We start from the raw sequence: 21,561 nt of genomic DNA, 5'->3' as shown, positions 1-21,561 counted from the left end.
ATTCCGACATAACACACTTACCAGATTGTGTTAAACTCTTAAGGATAATTATCTTGCACGCACACTACTGAACCTATGTCAGGCACCGCATCAACAAGTAAATGGAAGTTTCGCCTAAGAAAGGGCGTTTTATTCTTCCTCCTGCTCACTCCACTCTGGAGCTATTTAGCTTGGCTAGCAAAACCGTCTACCACCTTAAAAGTGGTGATGCTTGATAAAACTGCTCAAGACTTTAGCAATATTGAACACCGCGCCTTTACCTGGGTGTTGAATCATGCTAAATATGTCAAAGAAGACGGAGGACAGTACAATCAGCGCATAGATTACTTGGGATATTTTCCATCCCCCGAGAATTTACTCATTTCTAACGACTTAAAAGACTCTTCGCCCCAACTTATTGACAGCATTGCCGATTACATTGACGTTGGATACTTCATTGACACCTACGGCTCATACTATGAAGACTGGCGTGATCGCATGGTGGACATTCCCAAGAGAGGTAAGATTTATGGTGGCTTAGAGAGTGAAGATATTTCGCTGATGCAGAGCTTGATGGATAGAAAAAAACTCGTACTCGCCGAGTTCAGCATCTTTGGTAGCCCCACTCCCGAATTGATTCGCACAAGAGCGGAAGATCTATTAGGCATTCACTTCACAGGATGGGTGGGTAGATACTATGAAGAGCTAGACACCGCATTGAACACGGAATTGCCAGATTGGATTCCGGAGCTATACACGCGTCAGTTCAACGAACCTTATACATTATCGGGCCCTGGCGTTGGCTTCTTTAATGAGGACGGTCGCATTCTCATCCTACCCTCTTCTGAAATGGTTCATCCTGTTCCCATTATTGAAACCGAAGAAGTCTTAGCCGAATCCATCGGTGTTGATGCATTTATACGCTACCCTTTCTGGTTTGAAATCGGACAAATTGATACCTCAGCCAGGATCGTATCTCAATACAGAATTTACGCGAACCCCGTTGGCGCTAGTAAGATGAGAGCATTGGGAATTCCGCAGTCATTTCCCGCAGTGATTGCAAAACCGGATTGGCGCACCATTTATATGGCTGGCGATTTTACCGACAACCCGATTGCAGTTTACACCTCGCATTTTGAAGGTTCGGAGTGCTTAAGTCCGCTTTGGTACGACAACAAAAATTTAGGTGATAGAAGAAAATTCTTCTGGGATTACTACCAACCTTTCATGGAGGGAACACTCGCTCGATATCACGAAGAACTCCTCGGCAACAGAACAACACACCTATCTCTACCCGAACGCTCGAGCTACAGAACCACAGAGAAACTACTGGTCAATTTCAATGAACCAAAAGTGAACTGGAACTCCCTACCTGAACCCAAGAGCGTGGGATACATGGCCGCGTACATTCCCGAAAACGATTCCATAGAGGTACCTGAAACCCCCATCACAGCTTACCTGTTCTTAGGGTCGTTTCCGCGTGCAGAAGATGCTCATCGTTTCATTGAGAGCCGCGAGATTCCTTATGCTAAAGTGAAATTGGGAAACACCAGTGCGCAATACGACATTGTGATTCCTTTCTATGACCTCAGCCTTGCGAAACGATACCGACAAACCATTAAGAATAGATATCCTCAGTCGGGAATTATTCGCCCTTAACCTACCGGTGTTGTAGAATCTGTGCTGGAAGAAGTGGGTTTATTAAACCCAGCTCGCTTCATAGCCCCCCACTGTTTCTTGCCTTCAAAGAAGTAATCCCAATTTCCTCGTACAGCAGACCACACTACAAAAGGGTGGAAAAGGAACGGCTCCAAGAAGGCCATCAGGATCAGAATTCGAAAGTCTTTGTTTCGCTTATACTGGAAGAATGTAAGATCTTCCATAAAGAGTGTGTAGATGGAAATAGTGATGGAGAACAAGTACACCATTGCAAACAGCAGGATGAAAAAAGACCAATTGATGAGCCCCAACATGGCCATGAAAATCATGGAAACGATGCCAAAGAATTCAATGATGGGTGCCAACCACTCAAAGAAAACCCAATACGGAAAACTCAAAAGCCCAATTTTGCCATAGCGAGGATTCATAAAGAGTTTTTTGTGAAGTAAAATGGTTTCTATCGTGCCTCGTGTCCATCGGTTACGCTGGCGATAAAGCACTTTTGTATCCTCAGGAACTTCTGTCCAACAGAGTGGATCAGGAATAAATTCTACCTTATACTTGATACCATGTTCACGGGCATAGCGCCTCATCCGAACCACCAACTCCATGTCTTCTCCTACTGTTTCGGCAAAATATCCGCCGCACTTCAGGACTAGCTGTTTATCAAAAACACCGAGAGCCCCAGAAATCAGTAACAATCCATCCAAATACCCCCAAGCCATTCTCCCAAGAAGAAAAGCGCGCAAATACTCTAAAGTTTGGAACCTTCCGATCAACGAAGTAGGCAAGTTCACTTCTTTGATAGACCCCCCTTCTACAACGCAATTGTTTGCTATTCGAATCACTCCACCCGTCGCAATTACTCTTCGACCGCTCTCTTCTAGAAACGGCTTCATCAAACGCTGTAAACAATCTCTCTCAAGGATACAGTCCACATCGATATTCATCACATAATCAGAGCGAGCGACATTCAATCCTGCATTGAGGGCATCTGCCTTTCCACCATTCAACTTGTCTACAACCAATAACTTTTTGAAAACGGGGTTTTTAGACCTATACACTGCAACTATCTCTTGACATACCAAACTGCCGGTGGGTTGGAATGGAATCTTCTCTAAGTCGTAGGCATCGATGCACTGTTGAAGGGTTGAATCTTTACTTCCATCATTTACCACAACCACCTCATAACGAGGATAAGAGATACTCATTAAAGATCGAATATTCTCAACAATGGTCGCTTCTTCATTGTACGCGGGCGCAAGAACAGACACCGTTGGGGCTACGCTCGACTTCAAGAGCAAGTCGTACTTCGCGTACTTATTTCGCTGAATATAGATACGAGCCTGAATATTAGAAAACAGAGCCAAGAATACATACGACAACATCACCGTAATCGTATACAAGAAAATCACGCCATAGAAGATCAGAAATATCCAATCGGCAGAGCTGAATTCACTGTCAAACTCACGCATACTTGACATGTTCTAGGATCACTCGACGGCTTTCTGGCAAAAGCATAGAAATACGAGCTAATTCGTTTTCATCATTGTGTTCATACAAGGCTCTTGCAGAGCCCAGCGCTAATTCAAGCTGACCATAAGCCACTTGGGATACTAGGAAATTTTCCAATGTACCCTCGAGATCCAATTCTGTAATGGCATGAATGATCTCCATTTGAACCGACCGTGATTCCACTTCAAATCGCCGAACCAATTCGGTTAACATATCCGGTGTCCCCAGCTCAGCAACAGCAAGAACGCTCAGTTTTCGTATCTCTTCACGCCTATGCCCTATCAACTGAGAAACAGGCAACAAGACTTCATACCACCCCATTCCAATGGAAATCCGAAGGGACAATTCAACGAGTGTTTCATTCTTAGAACTCAGCCAACTAAAGACATCTTCCTTAATTGCATCACCAATCTTTACACACTCTTCCTGCAATCGCAATTGCTGCCATTTTGAAATGGAGTTGGACAGTTCAGCGATGGACTTTACCGCCTTCTTTCCTCCTAATACAATCGCGGTAAACTGCGCCTCATCACGAACCAAACGCTTGGGGTGATCCATGAACTGAATGACTTCAAAGAGGTATCTGCGGACTTTGAATTCACCGAGAGCGCTAATCGCTTTCACTTTTTGGTGCCAAGGCCCCTCCTTTAAGAGCTTAATGGTTCTATCGGGAAGGCCGATCTCTCGGTACAGCCTTTCGATCTTTTCAGCGGCTTCTCCATCCATCTGTTTGTGGAGTAGAACCAAGTAATCGGAAACACGACCATAGCTGTGAAACTCAAACATCTTCACATTTAGGATACTCCGAATTTCGCTGGTTCGGTTGGGCCACTCTTCTTCATCCTCACTGTACACCAAATCCAAAATGAGAGGTTCAATTTCCAGGAGCAATTCTTCCGAAAGTCGATGGGTAAGGTTGCGTCTATTGCGCAATTGTAGCACATAGACAAAGAGGCTCAAACTCGTGAGCACCAGAAAGACGGAAAGACCGAATACGATGTGGAATCGAGGGTCTTGCGCCAAAATCCAATCCCAAAGGGAAATCACACTACTCATGTGCGGTTTAGATATAAGGAAGTAGTGTGATGAAGGTAATCAAATACCCGTGATGCAAAAATCAGCGGAGCAATTTCTTAACCCGAAGAACGAGCTCTTTCGGGTTAAATGGTTTGGTCATGAAATCGTCGGCACCCAAGTCGAAAGCATTGACCACCGTGTCTTCAGTCTTCAAACCTGTAAGGAGTAAAACTTTCGTATCCGGCTGACTCTCTTTCACTTGGCGCAGCAATTCCATCCCTCCCAAGCCAGGCATCATCACATCAGAAATCACAATGTCATATCTACCTCCGCCGGTCAACAGTTCGATGGCCATCTCACCGTTGGTTGCCGTGGTCACATCCATGCCTTCTTTCTTCAGTTTAAACTCAACAGCTTTTAACAGAATTGGCTCGTCATCAACAAGCAAAATTCGAGTGGGGATCATTGCAATATAGTTCGTAGTCAGTATGTACGAAGGTAGCGTTTTACCTAGCAATCCAGAAGAATTTTACAACGGATGTTAAATGTAAAACGCAGAAATCCAATCCGCATGAAAAAAGCTCGGTCATACATAGCCATATACAACCGTTCATCGTGGATATGCTACCATTCATCGAAAACGCCCATAAACATTGGGATTGAGGGGAATTAAAGGGCGAATTTTGTAGCCGAGAGACCTAATACACATTTGACCATGAAATTGAAAGGATTAATTATTGCAATCATCGCCTTGAGTAGTTTTACTTCTTGGGGGCAAAACAACGACATCACGTTGACGACGAGAAATCAAAACCAGAGCGGTCAGGATTTCACGTTCGATGTATATGCAAATACGACTTCTGGCTCTACTTTCCTAGGAGATGCGGATATCGTTTTCTCAACTTCTGCCACCAAGTGGAGTTCTATCAACGCAACATCTGCTAACGTACACGCCGACATCACAACGTTGTCCGCGACTATAGTAGGTTCAAATGTGGTAGTGAACATTCAAGGTAACTTCGGTGCAACAAGTACAAGTGACTTCCCTGAAATCACAACTACTCCTGTTAAGCTCTTCACCGTTACCTTGAGCACTGTTAGCGATTTCACAACTACACCGGACATCGCATATGTTGCCTCAGGCTCTCCAAGAACAAAGATCTACGAAGTTTATACACAAGGGTCAAGATTGCGCCAAAGAGCAATCAGCGCTCCAACGCTTACTGACCCTACTGCAGGCACTGCTCCTATTGCAGCCGCCACCAACTTTACAAGCGACTTCTCTACTCCAGGTCAGGCTTCCCTAGCTTGGGATGCCGCTAGCGACAGTGTGTTGATCATTGCTCGCGCGGATTCAGCAGTAGCAAACGGCCCGATCAATACAGTAGGCTTTAACGCCAACAACAACTTTGGCGATGGTGATTCTTTGAACACTGGATCGAGCACAGAATACGTAGTTGGCAAGTTTGACGGAACTGCAACTAGCGCAACAATTACGGGTCTAGCTAACGGTACTACTTACCACTTCGCTATCTACAAGTTTAGCGGAGGTTCTGGTCAAACTGAAGCTTACGGTCCTTCTGCAACGGCAACGGGTACATCGCTACAAGATGAACCAACTACGGCCGCTACCAACATTGTGTTCTCTAACATTGATCCAACTGGATTTGACATTGCATGGACACAAGGTGACGGTGACAATGTACTCGTAGTGGTACGTTACGCCGATACAACTGGAGCTACTCCAAACGACGGTACAAGCTACACTGCGAACAGCTCATTTGGTTCTGGAGATACAACAGGAACTGAAAATTACGTAGTATTCTCTGCGGCCAACACAGGTTCACTTTCTATCGCCGGCCTTACTGCTGGAAAAAATTACACAGTAGAGATCTACGAATTCAACGGCTCAGGATCGGATAACAACTACTTGACCAGCTCATTCTTGACTGGAACACAATACAGCATGTTTGCTGAGCCTTCTACTTCATTCGCTGGAATTACAGCAACCACTCAATCTGCTAACTCAATTGAAGTGACCTGGACGAACCCAGCAGACACCAATGACTGGGTGATTGTAGCGCGCTTAAGCTCTGATGCTGCAACCGCTCCAACAGAAGGAACATCTTATTCAGCGAACACTACTTACGGCTCAGGTGACGCGATCGGCAACGGTTACGTTGTTTATAACGGCGACGGAACAGCAGGTTCTGTTACCATCACAGGATTGGATCAATATGAAGAGTACGCATTTGATATCTACGCCTACACCGGTTTGGTAGCTGCTGACGATAGCGTTCTAAACTATGCCAACAGTGCGAACAGCAATGACGTTGACGTGACGGAACTTGAAGCTGAAATCACAATCACTCTTGAAGGTGCATTTAACGGCACAGACATGGCAGGTACAAACATCACTGTACCAGCTGTACAACCTTACTCCGCTGCTCCATGGAGCTACGCTGGCGCAGACACCAACACCTCTGGCTTGAGCACTGTTGTAGACTGGGTTTTGGTTGAACTTCGTGCAGAAGCAACTTCAGGTGGAGCAAGTGATGCTTCAGTTGTGAAATACAAAAAAGCAGGTCTATTGCTTGAAGACGGAAGTATTGTAGGAGCCGACGGCAACCCACTCACCTTCGCTCCAAGCAGCGCAGACACTACTTACTACGTAGCAGTTCACCACAGAAACCACTTGGCGGCAAGTTCTTCTGCTTCGTTAACTGACAACGGAACAAGTGCATTCTCTTACAACTTCAACACAACAGGCGCTACAGGTACTGACGGAATGTTTGACTACAACGGAGATGCTTCACTTTATGTAATGTTTGGTGGATGGACAGACTCAGCCACAGATGACGTAATCAATGCAGGTGATTACAGCGCTGTGTACTCTGACCGCAACACGACAGATGCATACAGCAACAGTGATGCAAACCTCGACGGTGTAATTGATGCCGATGACCGTGCGATTGTCTTTAACAACCGCGATTACAGCACACAAGCACCATAATCCTCTAAGTTTTGCCGACGGGACACAAGTCCTGTCGGCTCTACGCTTCCAACAGAAAAACGAATAGAACCCTATCACACAAAAGTCCGAAGTACATCAAAATGAAAAAGCTTTTCACATACATCACTCTTCTTGCCTCAGCTTTGAGCTTTGGTCAGACGCGCATTGATGTAGGCGTGATTAACTTCATGGAAAGCCCTTCGGGCACTGTGCATTTTGACATTACTTTGGAGTGTACGCGTTCAGACACCGCTTTTATTGCCTTTAGTGATTTGGTTTTCACTTTTGATTGGTCGCAGTTTACCAACCCTATGGTGTCTGTAAGCTCCAACCGATACGTACACAGCAGAACGGGCAACACCAGTATTTCTCCAGGCTTCATTCGCTTTGGTTCACAGAACAATGCGAATAAGGTCATCTACACCATGAACCCTCAGTTCATCGATTCGCAATCGCAATTCAACGACAATGTTATTGCGCTAGACAACGGTGTAGTTTACAGCTCTGTTCACGTAGAAATCACAGGATACACTGGAATCGCTGACCCTGCTTTTTCATGGGTTACTTCTGGAGCTAGAAATGAAAGCATTTCTAATATGTACTGCTTCACTACTCGTCAGCCTAAGTTTGTTTCAAGCGCGGCCGAAATGAGATTCTCAGACTTCCCTTCATTGGGATCACCACGTTTGGACCTTACCGTTTTCTTGGAAGGTGCTTTCAACTCCGCAACTGGAGAGATGAACACCACACTTAACACCAATGGTCTAATTCCTTTGAGCAACCCATACAGTGGGGCGCCTTGGAACTATGCCGGCGGGGAGAGCGTAACAACCATTCCAAATGCAGATGTTGTAGATTGGGTCTTGGTAGAAATTAGAGAAACGTACTTGGTTTCCAATGCAGCCGCATCAAGCTCATTGGCTAAACGAGCTGGCTTTTTGCTTAAAGATGGAACAATCGTAGATTTAGACGGTAGCTCTTATCTTGAATTTGACAATACAGAATTCAACCCAAATAAGAAGCAGTTTGTAGTTGTCTATCACCGTAATCACTTGGCAGTGATGAGCGCTGACTCATTGACTTACAACGACTCACTACCGCCAATCGCTCGTTGGGAATACGACTTTTCCACAGGAGCTTCTGCTATGTATGGCGGAGTAACAGGAGCTAAGGTGAAGAGTGGAGTTTCGATGATGATGGCTGGAGACGCGGACGGAACGGGACAGATTAGTGCTTCCGATAAAAACTCATACTGGCAGCCAGCAAATGGTAACTTGAACATTTATTCTAACGCGGACTTCAACATGGACGGTCAGATAAGTGCAAGTGATGCCAATATGATGTGGAGAACGAATAACGGACGAATTACTGCAACACCATGAGACCTGGACTAATTGCAATATTTATGTTCCTTTCAAGCTCATTCGCCTTTGCGCAAGCGAGCTATGATTTGCGTATTGTTGAAACCTCAGACGACAATACAAACTCGGGAACACTATCGGTAACTCTACAAATTAGAGCGAATTCTTCTAGTTCCCCAGACTCATTTGCATTGGGAACTTCAACCATTTTGATTGACTACAATACAGCAGCAATTACTTATGCTTCGTTGACCGCATCTAACTTTGATGGGTTCCTACCACCTAGCACTTTCTACACAGCAATGACCGCCGTTGACAACAGTGGAAAGTTGAGTGTAAACATTGAACTTTCAACAGGTCCTGAAACAGGTCAACCTACCATTAAATCGGCGTGGGTTGATGTCTGCGTATTAAGCTTCACCATTGTAGACGCCTCTCTCCGTGAAGACTTCTTCATCTATGACAATACCAAACTTGGCTCTAAAACAGAAGTGTTTGATGATGATCAGGCAACGGAATTGTCTCCTGAGATGCTAATTGGTTTTACGAATACGGATAACAACGAGATATACTGGGATGGTGATGCATGGTACAACGGATCAGGAACTTCCAATGCTCCTGGGTCTACAGACGGCACCAAAGACGTGGTTATTCTTGGAATGGATGCGGTTATTTCAGACCAAGTAGCTGTAAATGATCTTGATCTTCACAATGGCACATTAACCGTTCGCCCTACTTCTGGCGAAAATCATCCAAGCATTACGGTAAACGGCACATTGGTTACCAACGACAATGCCTTCACTTTAGAATCCAATGAAAATGGATACAGCCAAGTTCTAGGAGCTGTTACAGGCGATGTTACCTTCCAAATGTATGTTTCTGCGGCAGGATGGCACAACATTGCTTCTCCTATTGCATCTATGACTTTAGCTGATTTGGAGGACGACATTCTGATCAATTATAGCGGAAACAGCAGCGGTGTATCCGCTTATAGCTGGAACGCCTCAGCAGGAATTTGGGTGGCCGCCAATGCGAATACAGATGCCTTTACGGGAGGATGGAATGTCTACATTGACAACAATTTCGTTCCCTCTGGACAAGGTGTGAATAGCGATGGAAATCTACCGGTTATCCTAGACTTAACGGGCACCATTAATACCGGGAACCAAAACGTGGCTAGCCTGGGTTATACTGGCAGTCCTCTTTGGTCTACCTTCACCGGCACAAACTCTACGGGCAATAGCGGCTGGAACCTCATTGCCAACCCTTATCCTTCCAACCTAGACTGGAGTGAGGTGAATAAGGATTTTGGCGGAGCATCTATTAATGCCTACTACTACATCTGGGACCCGAGCAGTGGTGCCTACGTATACCACAACGGAAGTGCCGGAAGTGCAACGAGAAGTGCGACAATTTCACCGATGCAGGCCATTTGGGTAAAGCTAGATGATGCGGGTGAAACAGGAACAAGCGTCTTTAATTTCACGGATGCAGATCGCACAGTAAGCAGTCCGGCTAACTTCTTAAAAACCACCGAAGCTCTGGTTCTTGAACTGAGCGATGGTAACAATACACTGGATCAGACTCAACTTATCCGTGAATTGGGTTATTCTGCCAACTATGATGCAAGTGGAGACGCCGTTAAACAGCATAACCCCGGCAAAGCGAACTTCTTCTTTATCACGGATGACAGCCTGGCGGTAGCCCTAAATAGCATTGGTAAGAGCTTTATGGGAGATACCGTGATGTTGGGGCTAACCGACGCTTCGCACGGTTCTAATTACTCCATCCGCGTAAGTCAAAACTCGCTTCCTTCTGACTTCACAGAAAAGTTGGTGGATTTGAAAACAGGAAACGTCCACGACCTCAGCACAGGAGCTTACACCTTTACCCACGACACCGCATTTGGTGAGCATCGCTTCAATTTAATGGCGGTTTCCAAAACCATTGGACTGAGTGAAGAATCCAGCGAAAATCATCGCTCATTTGATGTGAGAGCCGCTTCAAACGGTGATCTCATCATCACCTTCCCTAGTTCAATGACTGGACTATGTGACATGAATGTAATCGATATGGCTGGAAGAGTGATTCACGCTGAAGAAAACGTGTCGACCCGCTCTGAACACCACTTCTCATTCAATACCAACGTGAGTGAAGCGGCTGTTTATATCATCCGTTTACGCGATACAAAAACCGACGAAGTTTGGTCGGCCAAAGTTGTTTACTAAAGCAGGCGATCTAAATCACGACGTTCACGCTTGGTCGGCCGACCCGTGCCTTTATCGCGCTGTAAATTCTTGGCTAGCTTGAGGAATTCCTGTTTCTCGAGTTCTTGAGTAGGCGTGGTTTCCTCCAACAAATCAGGCACGAGTTTAGCACCTACGCGCGATTTTGGCCACCCCAATACTTTGAAACTTCGTGAATATCCGTGGTACTTGATCGTGATTTCATCTCCTTCCTTCACTTCACGAGAAGGTTTGGCCACTTCACCACCAAGAAGCACTCGATCATTCTTCACGTCATTCGTTGCCAACGAACGTGTCTTGAAAAGTCGCACACACCATAAATACTTGTCGATACGCATGAAATGAGGGTTGGGAGTTCGGGGTTAAGTATTAGAGCTTGATGCCCGGTGTCTACAATACCACATCTTGCCAAACTTTGGCTAAAACTTCGGGATCAACACTGTGTTCACCTTTGTATGGATGGGGGGTTGGATGAATACCTCGCTTACCTAATTCTGTGAGCATCAGATCAACTTTCCCCTCTGAAAGATAGGGATCATTATCTCCCCAGAAATAATGAAACGGTCGACCTACAAACGCTTCTTTTCTGAGGTTGTAATCTATATCAGGAGGGAAACTACCCGCCCAGCAAATCAGAGCGTCGATATCGGCGCCTAAACGATGATCCATCCACCTGCAAGCAGTGCTCACACCTTGCGAAAATCCGAAGAGGACTATCCTTTCAATATTGGGACAAAGCTCTCTTTGGATCTCAAGCAATCGATCTAGATGATGGGCCTGATCGGCAATATCGTCCAACCTCGCTTCTTTCGTCATCCAAGAAGCACCCACTCTTCCTTCAGTGCCTTGAAGGTAAAACCGATGTAGCCCTTCTGGAGCCACAATTCGTCTACGCTCGGTTTCTAAAAAGGAAAACTTCCGCAGGAAAAACTGCGGAAGCTGACCATATCCGTGCAACACAATCCAAAGTTCCTTCACGGAATCTCCAGACCCTCCAGAACTAAAGAAGCGCGTTGTTTTCTCTACTTTAAAACTGTGTTCTTCCATTTATATATACATCGGTAGAGTTCAGTCTACAGTTGACCTAAAGGCAGGGATTCAAAGCCCACTTTCTTGCCTATCATCTGTTATAGAACTTGGCACACAGTACTTACTTAAACTCCGGCTTTCTCTTCTCAATAAACGCCGTTGTTCCTTCAGAGAATTCATCGGTGCCGAAGGCTTCGCCGAAAGCATCGATCTCTGCTTCAAAGCCATTCACACCCGTTTGAAATCCCGCATTTACCGCCTTCATAGCTGTGGCAATAGCAACTCCGCTGTTTGCAACTGTTTTAGAAGCGATTTCAACACATTTCTCCATCAACTGGTCCTGCGACACTACGTAGTTCACCAAACCCCATTGAAGAGCGTCATCTGCCTTTATCATTCCTGCAGTCATGATCATCTCCATGGCCTTTCCTTTACCAACAAGTTGAGGAAGGCGTTGTGTTCCACCATAACCTGGAATCACACCTAGAGACACCTCTGGAAGCCCCATTCTAGCATTGTCAGATGCCACGCGAACATGACAACTCATGGCCAACTCTAGTCCGCCTCCAAGAGCAAAACCGTTCACGGCTGCAATCACAGGCTTCTTGAGGTTTTCAATAAGGTTGAAGAGCGTTTCATGACCTTTTCGTGCCAATTCCTTTCCTTCCTCAACAGAGTAATTTGCAAACTCCTTGATGTCGGCCCCAGCAACAAAAGACTTCTCGCCGCTACCCGTTAGAATGATTACTCGGACATCGTCATCCGATTCCAATTCGACCATGGTAGAGCTGAGTGCAGCAATCGTGGCGCCATTAAGGGCGTTGAGTTGATTGGGACGATTGATGGTAACGGTAGCAATTTTGCCTTCGCGTGCAACCAATACTAAATCTTCCATATGTGTGATCTTACGTTTTCTGAATTATTCCGCTAAGATCGCAAATCGAACATGGACTTCCATTTCAATTTTCGTTTTTGCCGGAGAGATCGCCGGTCCACCATCCGACATTCCATCCATACTTTTCATTTCGTACATCACGTTCTCCATCATTGGAGGGACGTAGGACCCCTCTGAATACGACTGCGCCGTACCCAATTGTACCCCCAATCCACTCGCAACAATCTCAGCCTTTTTCACAGCCACTTCAATGGCCTCCAAGCGAAGCTGTTCTCTTACTTCATTTTCTTTTGAATACACAAACTCAACGTTACTCACTCCATCTACGCCAAGTGCAATCAGTTTTTCCATAATAATCGGATACTGATCGAAATCTTTGATTCGAATAGATATTCTCTGTTCTGCGATAAATCCTATGCGACTCTGTCTTCCACTGTGATATTCGAACTTCTCTGATAATCGAATCTGTTGGGTTTGAACTTCACACACATCTTCCAACGATTGAAGATAGCTCAAAACCGCCCGGCTCTTCTTGGTACCTTCTGCGAAAGCTTCGGCAACCGTTTCCTCGGTGGCAGAAATAGAAGTGCTAAGCACCATTTCATCTGACTCTACATAGCGAACCACTTTACCGGTTACCTGAATTCCTTCTTGGGCAAAAGTCAATACACCCAATAACGACAGTCCAACTGTCAGCAATGCTCTTTTCATCTTGTTCGTTTTAGTTTTTTGAAGTGGGGAGTTCTACTACAAATGTGGTGCCTTCTCCTACAACGGATTCAAAAGTGATACTTCCATCAAATCCATTCACGATGTTCTTCACCATCGCCAATCCGAGTCCCATGCCTTGCGTTTTAGTGGTAAAGCTCGGTTCAAACACCTTCTCTCTTCTGCCTTCCGGAATACCCGAACCATTGTCTTTCACAAATACTCGAACGGTGGATTCAGCTATTTCATATCCCAAAGAAATACACGCCTTTCTACCTTCCGGAATTGCCTGCTGCGCATTGAGTATAAGGTTGTTCAATACACGGGTGAATTGATCCTTATCTACAGCCACCTGAACATCTTCTTCGGGAAGCTCGAGGTTCAAGCCTTCGTGCGCTGCTCTAAACTTTTCAAGAAACGACTTGAGCGCCACTTTCTCCAACTGCATCTCTGGCATGCTAGCAAACCTTGAAAAGGCGGTGGCAATATTGCTCAGCGCATCAATTTGCGAAATCATCCCCTCAGTGAACTCACGGAGTCGCTGTGGATCGTCTACTTTCAATTTGCGCTCTAACATCTGAACACTCAATCGCATGGGTGTGAGCGGATTCTTGATTTCGTGCGCCACTTGCTTGGCCATTTCCTTCCAAGCCGTTTCCCTTTCGCTTTGTGCAAGCTTGATGGCGTTTTGCTCTAGCTCGCTCATCATGCGGTTGTACTCGTAAACTAGCTCCCCAATTTCATCCTCCGATTTCCAGTAAATCGGTTCATTCTTTCCCAATTGCAACTTCCGCATTTTGTTGGCAATAACCGTGAGTGAATGTGTGATGTAATTGGATAAGAAGTATGCCAGAACGGCCGCCCCAATGAAAAGGAGCATGTACAAAGTGAAGAGCGTTTCTAAGAACTCGAGATCGTTCTCTGGCAAATCAGACGACTCAAAATAAGGCAAGTTTAAAATCGCCAATGGTTCCCCTGCATTGTTGTAGAGCGTACTGTAAATGAGCATTACATCCGAGGTGTCGGCAGAAGGCTGAATAAACCTTCTCTCCCCTTCTGAAATGCTCTGTAAGATCTCCGATGGAACTGTTTTAGACAAGAATCCATCGTCAAATAAATAAGCATTGTTGGTAATGATAAGCTCTCCACTTGGACTAAAGAGGTTGATATCCAGATTGTGAACATCACTCAATTCACAGATCTTATTGCTGAAGAGCGAAGGCAAACTATCCGTCACTTGTTGGGCGGGATGGCTTGCTAAGAAGTATTCGATATTACTTTCAATGGCGTACTCTTTCCGACGCAATCGCTCCTGGTGATACTCACTGCTTTCTTCTTGAAAGTGGTACAATGAAATGAGTCCGGTGAGGATAAAACTCACTAGAATCATGAAGAGCATGGAAATAAAAATCCGTGCACGAAGACTAAGATTGGGTCCGAGCATGCGTAAAGATGAGCAATTATTGTGCTAAAAATAGTCAGAGTGAACTAAGAAGCCAATTGAACTAGGCTGCCAGTTTTCCAAACACTCCACCAAAATGATGAATGAAACTTCTAGACTCAAGATGTACCGTCCGGCATTCTGATTAGCTACACCTTATTTACTTCCTCAATCAAATCGCGCTGGCCCTAGCGAGAGACGAAATGCGATGAATAATAAACGGTTCATTTTATATGCGATATTAGTCGTGAATAATTCTATTCATAATTGTCGATAGTTATCCTGCAGTTAATCCTCTTCTATTTACAATGAATTTAATTCAATAAAAACGGGCTGTACACCGAAGTATACAGCCCGTCTAATATGAGTGTCTTTAGATTACTCTTTGTTCAAGATAACTGTAGTGCTAGAAACTACAGAACCAGAGCCTTTCAAAACAACTTTCAATGCTCCTTCAGCAACGTTAGTAATGCTCACTTCTTTTTGAAGATTTCCATTCTCTACCGTCACTTCTTCTACTGAATGAATCAACCTACCATCCATGGTATAAATCTCAATAGAATAGGTACCAGGAAGAAGTTGATTTGCTTCAACCGTAAAGACCCCTGTGGTAGGGTTAGGGTAAGCTTTTAGTCCTTCTTCTACTGGACTTGCATCTCTCTTCACCTGTAGTGCCGCTTTGTGCGACTCTCCAGAAACATGGAAGCGATAAAGCTCATCATACTCCGTTCCTTCGAGTTCTTCGTAGCTTGTGTACACTACGTTTGGATTGGTCAACGAAGTAGTATTCAATTGAATTTTACCGCCAGCCTGTATTCCAAAAGACCAAGAGTTCTCCAGTTGACACGGACATGAAACCGTCCAAGTGATTCGGTATTCATTCTCGTAATTGAACACGTATCCGTTAAAGTCATGTGGACCAGGACCATTGAACGTGCTTACCGTTGTGTAAGGGCCTCCAGCAACGCTTTGTTGCAATGTCCAAACAGATGAACAGTCGCCAGCACCTGCAGAAGGATTAACTGGGATGACAGTGGTTGTGTAGGTCGAGCCATTAATGCTTGAAGTCTCTAGATCAAAAATTAGATCGTCTTCTGAAACCTGCTCGAGCCTCTTCAAACTCAAGTTATCAATGGCAAAGTCGTTTCCATCAATGCGAAAATCCGCGTTATGACGAATTCGAATTTCAACTGTCCCCGAAGTATTGACATTAAAATTCAAGAAAATATCCTTCCAAGCACAAGGATCATTGGTGTTTTCTGACAAAAAGAAAGTTCCTGTAGTGGCCAAGAGTTGTTGTGTTGATGCCTGTACAACATCAATTTGAATCTGAGGACTCATGAAATTGATACAGCTGTTGCGCAGGTTCTTCATGTCTACACAGAAGTTGTACGTACCTACATCCAACGTGTTACTCAAGGTCATCACGTTTTTCCACCCGTTGTCACAGGTCATTCCATTTACCAACAGGTAAGCACCTGCATCGTATGAACCACAATGATCTTGGTCTTGAATATTCCATTCCACACAAGCCATAAAAGATCTGGTACTAACACCGGTCGGCTTGCGACGTGAGTATTGGCCTGCCCAAATCACATTGGAGTTTACAGCCACTTGGGTGTAATCAGACGCAGTGATATTAGGCATTCCACTAGTGAAGTCCCCATTCACTATAATGTTATCACCTGGACAGCACTGGGTCGCTACTGGCGGATCCGATGGACCACCTGCACCTGGATCATCTGGATCACGCGGACCGTCTTCAATTTGGGCATAGGTAAAACAGCTCATCGCCGACATGGCGAGAAAGAGAGCAAACTTTTTCATAGTAAAAAAATTAAGAGATAGAGTTAAAATCAGTTGAATATACAAAAGTTATTGAAAACCAAAACTTTATAGACATCAAATTGTAATGGTCAATAATAGAATACCTGCAAATAACAGACGTCAATTCAACATATGGACTCCTTAAAACATACTTGACGAAAAAACAATTCACGTCTAGAAGCCTTCCACCATATGGGTAGTTTGCTATTACAAACACCCATTTTAATATCGGGAATTCTGCAAGAGATTGCTATTGAATAATGGGAAGAAATGAAGATGACTCCTTCTCAATGATTTGTGGTGGGGTTGGATGGGTGAGGACTGGTGAATGATGACCGATGGTCGGTGATGGAGGACTGGTGGCTAGTGATAGAGGAGTGAGGACTGGTGACCGATGGTCGGGGTCTAATTTCCTATATCAAACCCTTTCTCTCCAATGCGTACCTCACCAACCCAGCAATATTCTTCGAATTGGTTTTTTCCAAAAGTTGTTTTCGATAGGTCTCAACGGTTCGCGGACTGAGAAAGAGTTCTTCGGCAATTTCCGAGGTGGTTTTCTCCATACAGATCAACCTTAATACCTGTTGCTCTCGTGCGCTTAGTGCGATGGGTGCGTCCGGCGACTTGATTTCTTCATCGAGGAGCACTCGAGCAGCCTTGTTGGTGAGATATTGACCTGAATAGAACACCGCCCGTATAGCCGTACACATCTCCTCTACGCTCATATCTTTAAGCAGATAGGCAGAAGCCCCATTCTTGAGGTAATAGAGCATGTGTTCGTCGTGATTGTACATGGTAAGCATGAGAACCTTCGTATCAGGATACTTTGCTCTGATCTGCTGCAAGGCTTCAGTGCCGTTCATTTCGGGCATATCCACATCTAAGAGTAAGATATCCACCCGTTCATACCCCAGCTTTTCTAATAAGTCTACTCCAGAAGAAGCTTCAACTACAACCTTAAAATCACCGTGATTGCCGAGCATATTTCGAATGCCACTTCGAAACAACTCGTGATCATCTGCTATGGCAATTTGAATACTCATTGGATTTCCTTTTGTGGAAGTGGAATCTCTACTATCGCTTTAAAGCCCTCGTTGATGGCACTTTTAAACTGGAAAGAGCCATGAAGCATGGCAGCCCGACTATGCATGTTATCGAGCCCTATATTGCGAACCATATGGTCAACATTAAATCCAACCCCGTTTTCTTCATACGACAAACTCAGGTGAGTTTCATCTGTGGAAACAGTAAACAAAATGACACTTGCCTGAGCGTGCTTCAGGGAGTTATTGAGTAGTTCCTGTGCAATTCGAAATACGGGAAGCTGAATGGAATCATCCAAGTCTACTTCTTCTCCTAGCCATTCCAAATCGACGGACAACTCTGACGTTGTGGCTTGCGCACACAACTCCGAAATGGCCGACTTCAATCCAAATCTTTCTAAGGTAGGTGGCAGGAGGTCATTTACAATTCTGCGCAGCCCCCTTAAACTCTCGTCCAAAATCTCGTTGGCTTTTTCAAGTGAGGCCTCGTCTGATTTTGCATTTTGCAGTTGAAGCTTGGCCGCACTTATGTTGGCTCCAAGCTCATCGTGTAGATTCCCTGCAATGCGTTTTCTAGTGGCTTCAATAGCCTTGTGAGCAGAGGAAAGCAAATTCAACTGATGCTCAGCTTCTAAGGCTTGCATCGCTGATTTTTGTCGCCAAACTCTTCGCTGGTAACTCAGGACAAAAACAATCACCAAGGCCACCATCATCAGAATGAGCATGGAGGCGCTGACGAACAGGGTTACTATTTCTTGATCGGATTCAGACATATAAATGCAATGGTGTACACAAGATACAGCAGTATGTTGAGTCCGGCATGCAGATGCCAAAGCGCATCGAAAACTTCTGCTGACTGCGAAGCCATGTAGTTGCCATAAAAGAAGAGCATCAGGTTGGATGAAAAGTAAATTAACAATCCTACACTGGCCCAAAACTCTGGAAGGCCTAACAAGTTACGCTCTTCATCGCTGTGCATCATCACCCAAAAGAAGCGAATGGACAGCCCCATCAACAGGAGGCTTTCCACACTTCGCATTACACTTGGAAAATCATAAATGGACGCAGACTTTAGATGTGTGAATACAGCGATCAATGCCATCCCGGCCAAGAGAACGTAAAATGTTCTCTTGGTCAGAATGCGAGGAATAGAGGCTTCGAACATCCAAGCAGTAAGTGCAAACTCGATCAATACATAGAAGTGATACAGCGGCATGTTATTCTGAACCCCCATTTCGCGGAGCACAAGTGTGGTTCCCTCTATAGCAACCATCACCCACAATAATATCCGCAGTCGCTTTAAAAAAACAGGTTCCCGCTTACCTACAGAGAGATGAGATATAATGACAGGAACGAGCACGAATGCGCTACTGATCAATATGAAAACAGGTAAATCCGACATGCCTTATTCCGGAGTGTGGAAACTCTTCTTACCACAGTACTTTGGACATGGTGCCGCAAAGTCCATCGCCTCCGAACTGGCAGAATAGGTATTATTAGAGGACACAACCAAGTTGAACACCATCCAACCGTCTCCTTCGCCTTGTTTCAAAAGGTTATAACCGTAATCTAGCGTGTCTGCTGGCATTAATGAGTGCATGGCATAGTGGATGTCCATTTTGCCGTTTTCTTCGGAAAATGCTTCGTCAAACACGCTCCAAGAGAATGTATATGCTCGGGCACCAAACAAGGACGGCATTACATCTTGCTTTGCTTCGAGGTAAGTCCCCCAGTTCTGATAAAGCTCTGTAGCTTCATCTGAGGAAATCAGAGATGCCTCCGTCGGGGTAACGCGAAGAATCCCAGTATCGACAAAAGCGGTATCGTTACAGTAATCGTTGACGTTGACAAGCAAGAGATTTTGAGAGTATTGATCTTCGCCCACTTTCTCAGCAGCAAAGTACACTCGTACGCTAGGACAATCCTCACATTCCTCACGCAACTTCAGCAAAGACTCCCTTGTTACGGTAAGACTATCGATCACAGCATCGAGCTTTGGACCTCCATCAACGTCCTCCGCATTAAAAGATCGGAAGGTCTTCAACCAGAATTCGTAGACATCACGACTCACTGTATGATCTCCAGTTGTACAATACGTGGGGATCACACCCTTGCCGTCCTCTAAAACCGTTGTTTCCGGTTCTTTTGGCGTACAAGAAGTCAGGGAAAGCATTCCCATGATGGCAAATAATTGAGCTTTCATAAGTAGTGGTTTTTAGGAGAAATGAAGGTACTGCATAAGAAGCTTGCTTTGCCTCCGTAGAAATACGGAATTAGGCTACTATCGACTGGATGCTGGCTCATTCTCCGTATTTCTACTGATGTATTTCTCTTTTTAACTCATGAACTTAGCCGTACTTATTAATCGTAGTACACCGCTACATCACCTTAAATCTATTCATCATGAGCACAGTAAAAATTACCGCGTGTGACAATCAACTTATTCTAGTGGCTACCACTTGGGAAAAAAGTTACCTCGTTGCCAACATTCAAAGTGGCAACGGAAACTCTGTAGACGTAACCCTAGATCTTGATTATGCCAAACAGTTCAGTGGCACGGTTAATCTGGATGGAGTCAATCAACCTCTTTCTGGAACGTACTCTGTTACTATTCCAGAAGAAAAAGTCAATCTATCCATGATTGGTATTAACTGGGGAGGAGCAGCTGACCTTGCCGTAAACTTAGACGGAAAGGACTACAAGTACAGCAAAAACCCTACTCCTGCTATGATCATTCCATTGGGCGATCCTTATGTAGATGATAACACGGGAATGCAAAGCATGATGGTGAGTTTGAAGTAATCCGCAAGCCTTAGGCTTCGCAATTCAAACTCCTAACCTGAGGCTGGTGGCTGAGACCTGGCGTCTAAAATCCAGCTTCAGGTTTCAAACAAAAAACCCCGACCTGCTTTCGCAGTGTCGGGGTTAGTTCGAAACGAACGTATCGTTATCAACCGTTTAGCGCTTCGGCACCACCCACAATCTCAAGGATTTCATTGGTAATGGCTGCCTGACGTGCTTTATTGTAATCCAACGTGAGTTGGTTCTTCAAATCGTTTGCGTTATCTGTTGCCTTGTGCATGGCCGTCATACGTGCACCGTGCTCAGAAGCATTGCTATCCAACAACGCCTTAAAGATTTGAATCTTCAATGAAGTAGGAATAAGATCTTCTAGGATCTCTTCTTTGCTCGGTTCGTAGATGTAATCTCCACCTGTAGAACCGTTCTCTGATACCGTAGGAACAACTGGAAGGAAAAGCTCTCGTGTTGCCTCTTGTACAGCCGCATTCTTAAAGTGGTTGTACACCACTTCCACGCGGTCAAAAGTACCGTCAAGGAAGCCGTTCATGGCCTCTTCTGCAATAGCCGCAGCTCCTTCAAAGTGAAGATCGTTCCAGATGTCGTTGTTTTCTGAATGGATGTTGTCCGTCTTGCGGTACGCGTCCCAAGCTTTCTTACCGATAGCCTTAACATGTACCTTAACGTTCTGCCCTTCGTATTCAGCAACCATCTTCTTAGATAGCTTCACGATGCTTGAGTTAAAAGCACCACACAATCCACGGTTAGAGTTCACAACGATGAGTAGCACATTCTTTACGTCGCGATCTTCTGCAAAAGCATTTTCGGACGCATCGAGCGTAGCGCTCACGTTAGATAGGATTTCCTTCAATTTGTTCGCATAAGGACGCATTTGAGTAATGCTGTCCTGTGCCTTCTTCAACTTCGCTGCAGAAACCATCTTCATAGCTGAAGTGATCTGCATCGTAGAGCCGATGGAGACAATTCTATTGCGGAGTTCTTTCAGGTTCGCCATGGAACTGAGTATTG

At 45.0% G+C, this 21,561-nt stretch carries 19 protein-coding genes; 5 read left to right on the top strand and 14 right to left on the bottom strand.

Annotated elements, in window-relative coordinates; translation table 11 throughout:
* Positions 1-75: 75 nt before the first annotated feature.
* Positions 76-1,638, top strand: a complete 1,563-nt coding sequence (locus F8C82_RS12760; protein ID WP_151693975.1) for a hypothetical protein — start codon at positions 76-78, stop codon at positions 1,636-1,638.
* Here F8C82_RS12760 and F8C82_RS12755 read toward each other — a convergent pair.
* From F8C82_RS12755 to F8C82_RS12745, 3 genes are all read right to left on the bottom strand, one after another.
* On the bottom strand, positions 1,635-3,113 hold the full coding sequence (locus F8C82_RS12755) for a glycosyltransferase family 2 protein (protein ID WP_170266258.1): 1,479 nt from the start codon (positions 3,111-3,113) through the stop codon (positions 1,635-1,637). The genes F8C82_RS12760 and F8C82_RS12755 overlap by 4 nt on opposite strands.
* Positions 3,106-4,209 (bottom strand): hypothetical protein, encoded by a 1,104-nt coding sequence (locus F8C82_RS12750; RefSeq protein WP_151693974.1) that lies wholly within the window; start codon positions 4,207-4,209, stop codon positions 3,106-3,108. The genes F8C82_RS12755 and F8C82_RS12750 overlap by 8 nt, the downstream gene beginning before the upstream one ends.
* Before the next feature lie 61 nt (positions 4,210-4,270).
* Complete coding sequence (locus F8C82_RS12745; protein WP_151693973.1) at positions 4,271-4,636, bottom strand: response regulator transcription factor; 366 nt, start codon at positions 4,634-4,636, stop codon at positions 4,271-4,273.
* Between the two features lie 249 nt (positions 4,637-4,885).
* Here F8C82_RS12745 and F8C82_RS12740 point away from each other — a divergent pair, with 249 nt between their 5' ends.
* The 3 genes from F8C82_RS12740 (at position 4,886) to F8C82_RS12730 (ending at position 10,772) form a co-directional block, all read left to right on the top strand.
* Positions 4,886-7,183, top strand: coding sequence for a beta strand repeat-containing protein (locus F8C82_RS12740; RefSeq protein ID WP_151693972.1), 2,298 nt, complete (start codon positions 4,886-4,888; stop codon positions 7,181-7,183).
* 101 nt (positions 7,184-7,284) lie between these two features.
* Complete coding sequence (locus F8C82_RS12735; RefSeq protein WP_151693971.1) at positions 7,285-8,565, top strand: hypothetical protein; 1,281 nt, start codon at positions 7,285-7,287, stop codon at positions 8,563-8,565.
* Entirely contained in the window at positions 8,562-10,772 is a 2,211-nt protein-coding gene (locus F8C82_RS12730) for a hypothetical protein (protein ID WP_151693970.1), read from the top strand. The genes F8C82_RS12735 and F8C82_RS12730 overlap by 4 nt, the downstream gene beginning before the upstream one ends.
* Here the strand turns inward: F8C82_RS12730 and F8C82_RS12725 are convergent.
* From F8C82_RS12725 to F8C82_RS12680, 10 genes are all read right to left on the bottom strand, one after another.
* Positions 10,769-11,128, bottom strand: coding sequence for an RNA-binding S4 domain-containing protein (locus tag F8C82_RS12725; protein WP_151693969.1), 360 nt, complete (start codon positions 11,126-11,128; stop codon positions 10,769-10,771). The two genes, F8C82_RS12730 and F8C82_RS12725, sit on opposite strands and share 4 nt — an antisense overlap.
* Before the next feature lie 52 nt (positions 11,129-11,180).
* Entirely contained in the window at positions 11,181-11,837 is a 657-nt protein-coding gene (locus F8C82_RS12720) for an alpha/beta hydrolase (protein WP_151693968.1), read from the bottom strand.
* Between the two features lie 103 nt (positions 11,838-11,940).
* Positions 11,941-12,714 carry an enoyl-CoA hydratase/isomerase family protein gene (locus F8C82_RS12715; protein WP_151693967.1) on the bottom strand — a complete coding sequence of 258 codons (774 nt, stop codon included), beginning with the start codon at positions 12,712-12,714 and terminating at the stop codon, positions 11,941-11,943.
* 24 nt (positions 12,715-12,738) lie between these two features.
* Positions 12,739-13,425: an SIMPL domain-containing protein gene (locus tag F8C82_RS12710; RefSeq protein WP_151693966.1), complete on the bottom strand. Its 687-nt coding sequence runs from the start codon at positions 13,423-13,425 to the stop codon at positions 12,739-12,741.
* Positions 13,426-13,435: 10 nt separating this feature from the next.
* Entirely contained in the window at positions 13,436-14,866 is a 1,431-nt protein-coding gene (locus F8C82_RS12705; RefSeq protein ID WP_151693965.1) for a sensor histidine kinase, read from the bottom strand.
* 375 nt (positions 14,867-15,241) lie between these two features.
* Positions 15,242-16,690: a T9SS type A sorting domain-containing protein gene (locus tag F8C82_RS12700; RefSeq protein ID WP_151693964.1), complete on the bottom strand. Its 1,449-nt coding sequence runs from the start codon at positions 16,688-16,690 to the stop codon at positions 15,242-15,244.
* Between the two features lie 413 nt (positions 16,691-17,103).
* Positions 17,104-17,733, bottom strand: coding sequence for a response regulator transcription factor (locus F8C82_RS12695; RefSeq protein WP_151693963.1), 630 nt, complete (start codon positions 17,731-17,733; stop codon positions 17,104-17,106).
* Positions 17,730-18,506 carry a sensor histidine kinase gene (locus tag F8C82_RS12690; protein ID WP_151693962.1) on the bottom strand — a complete coding sequence of 259 codons (777 nt, stop codon included), beginning with the start codon at positions 18,504-18,506 and terminating at the stop codon, positions 17,730-17,732. Before F8C82_RS12690 ends, F8C82_RS12695 begins: the two co-directional genes overlap by 4 nt.
* Complete coding sequence (locus tag F8C82_RS12685) at positions 18,482-19,135, bottom strand: hypothetical protein (protein ID WP_151693961.1); 654 nt, start codon at positions 19,133-19,135, stop codon at positions 18,482-18,484. The genes F8C82_RS12690 and F8C82_RS12685 overlap by 25 nt, the downstream gene beginning before the upstream one ends.
* A gap of 3 nt (positions 19,136-19,138) precedes the next feature.
* On the bottom strand, positions 19,139-19,936 hold the full coding sequence (locus F8C82_RS12680) for a hypothetical protein (RefSeq protein ID WP_151693960.1): 798 nt from the start codon (positions 19,934-19,936) through the stop codon (positions 19,139-19,141).
* A 200-nt stretch (positions 19,937-20,136) separates the two neighbouring features.
* Between F8C82_RS12680 and F8C82_RS12675 the strand changes: the two genes are divergently transcribed.
* Positions 20,137-20,535, top strand: coding sequence for a hypothetical protein (locus F8C82_RS12675; RefSeq protein WP_151693959.1), 399 nt, complete (start codon positions 20,137-20,139; stop codon positions 20,533-20,535).
* 148 nt (positions 20,536-20,683) lie between these two features.
* Here the strand turns inward: F8C82_RS12675 and atpG are convergent, their stop codons facing one another.
* A complete protein-coding gene (gene atpG, locus F8C82_RS12670) occupies positions 20,684-21,547 on the bottom strand; it encodes an ATP synthase F1 subunit gamma (protein WP_151693958.1) in 864 nt (287 codons plus the stop codon).
* Positions 21,548-21,561: the final 14 nt, after the last annotated feature.

Source organism: Phaeocystidibacter marisrubri, assembly GCF_008933165.1.
GTDB lineage: Bacteria > Bacteroidota > Bacteroidia > Flavobacteriales > Schleiferiaceae > Phaeocystidibacter > Phaeocystidibacter marisrubri.
Note: the sequence above shows the minus strand (reverse complement) of the source record. Positions and strands in the feature narration are given on the sequence as shown.

Coding starts and splice junctions, on each gene's coding strand:
- F8C82_RS12760 (WP_151693975.1), top strand. CDS start 76: ATGTCAGGCACCGCATCAACAAGTAAATGGAAGTTTCGCCTAAGAAAG.
- F8C82_RS12755 (WP_170266258.1), bottom strand. CDS start 3,113: ATGCGTGAGTTTGACAGTGAATTCAGCTCTGCCGATTGGATATTTCTG.
- F8C82_RS12750 (WP_151693974.1), bottom strand. CDS start 4,209: ATGAGTAGTGTGATTTCCCTTTGGGATTGGATTTTGGCGCAAGACCCT.
- F8C82_RS12745 (WP_151693973.1), bottom strand. CDS start 4,636: ATGATCCCCACTCGAATTTTGCTTGTTGATGACGAGCCAATTCTGTTA.
- F8C82_RS12740 (WP_151693972.1), top strand. CDS start 4,886: ATGAAATTGAAAGGATTAATTATTGCAATCATCGCCTTGAGTAGTTTT.
- F8C82_RS12735 (WP_151693971.1), top strand. CDS start 7,285: ATGAAAAAGCTTTTCACATACATCACTCTTCTTGCCTCAGCTTTGAGC.
- F8C82_RS12730 (WP_151693970.1), top strand. CDS start 8,562: ATGAGACCTGGACTAATTGCAATATTTATGTTCCTTTCAAGCTCATTC.
- F8C82_RS12725 (WP_151693969.1), bottom strand. CDS start 11,128: ATGCGTATCGACAAGTATTTATGGTGTGTGCGACTTTTCAAGACACGT.
- F8C82_RS12720 (WP_151693968.1), bottom strand. CDS start 11,837: ATGGAAGAACACAGTTTTAAAGTAGAGAAAACAACGCGCTTCTTTAGT.
- F8C82_RS12715 (WP_151693967.1), bottom strand. CDS start 12,714: ATGGAAGATTTAGTATTGGTTGCACGCGAAGGCAAAATTGCTACCGTT.
- F8C82_RS12710 (WP_151693966.1), bottom strand. CDS start 13,425: ATGAAAAGAGCATTGCTGACAGTTGGACTGTCGTTATTGGGTGTATTG.
- F8C82_RS12705 (WP_151693965.1), bottom strand. CDS start 14,866: ATGCTCGGACCCAATCTTAGTCTTCGTGCACGGATTTTTATTTCCATG.
- F8C82_RS12700 (WP_151693964.1), bottom strand. CDS start 16,690: ATGAAAAAGTTTGCTCTCTTTCTCGCCATGTCGGCGATGAGCTGTTTT.
- F8C82_RS12695 (WP_151693963.1), bottom strand. CDS start 17,733: ATGAGTATTCAAATTGCCATAGCAGATGATCACGAGTTGTTTCGAAGT.
- F8C82_RS12690 (WP_151693962.1), bottom strand. CDS start 18,506: ATGTCTGAATCCGATCAAGAAATAGTAACCCTGTTCGTCAGCGCCTCC.
- F8C82_RS12685 (WP_151693961.1), bottom strand. CDS start 19,135: ATGTCGGATTTACCTGTTTTCATATTGATCAGTAGCGCATTCGTGCTC.
- F8C82_RS12680 (WP_151693960.1), bottom strand. CDS start 19,936: ATGAAAGCTCAATTATTTGCCATCATGGGAATGCTTTCCCTGACTTCT.
- F8C82_RS12675 (WP_151693959.1), top strand. CDS start 20,137: ATGAGCACAGTAAAAATTACCGCGTGTGACAATCAACTTATTCTAGTG.
- atpG (WP_151693958.1), bottom strand. CDS start 21,547: ATGGCGAACCTGAAAGAACTCCGCAATAGAATTGTCTCCATCGGCTCT.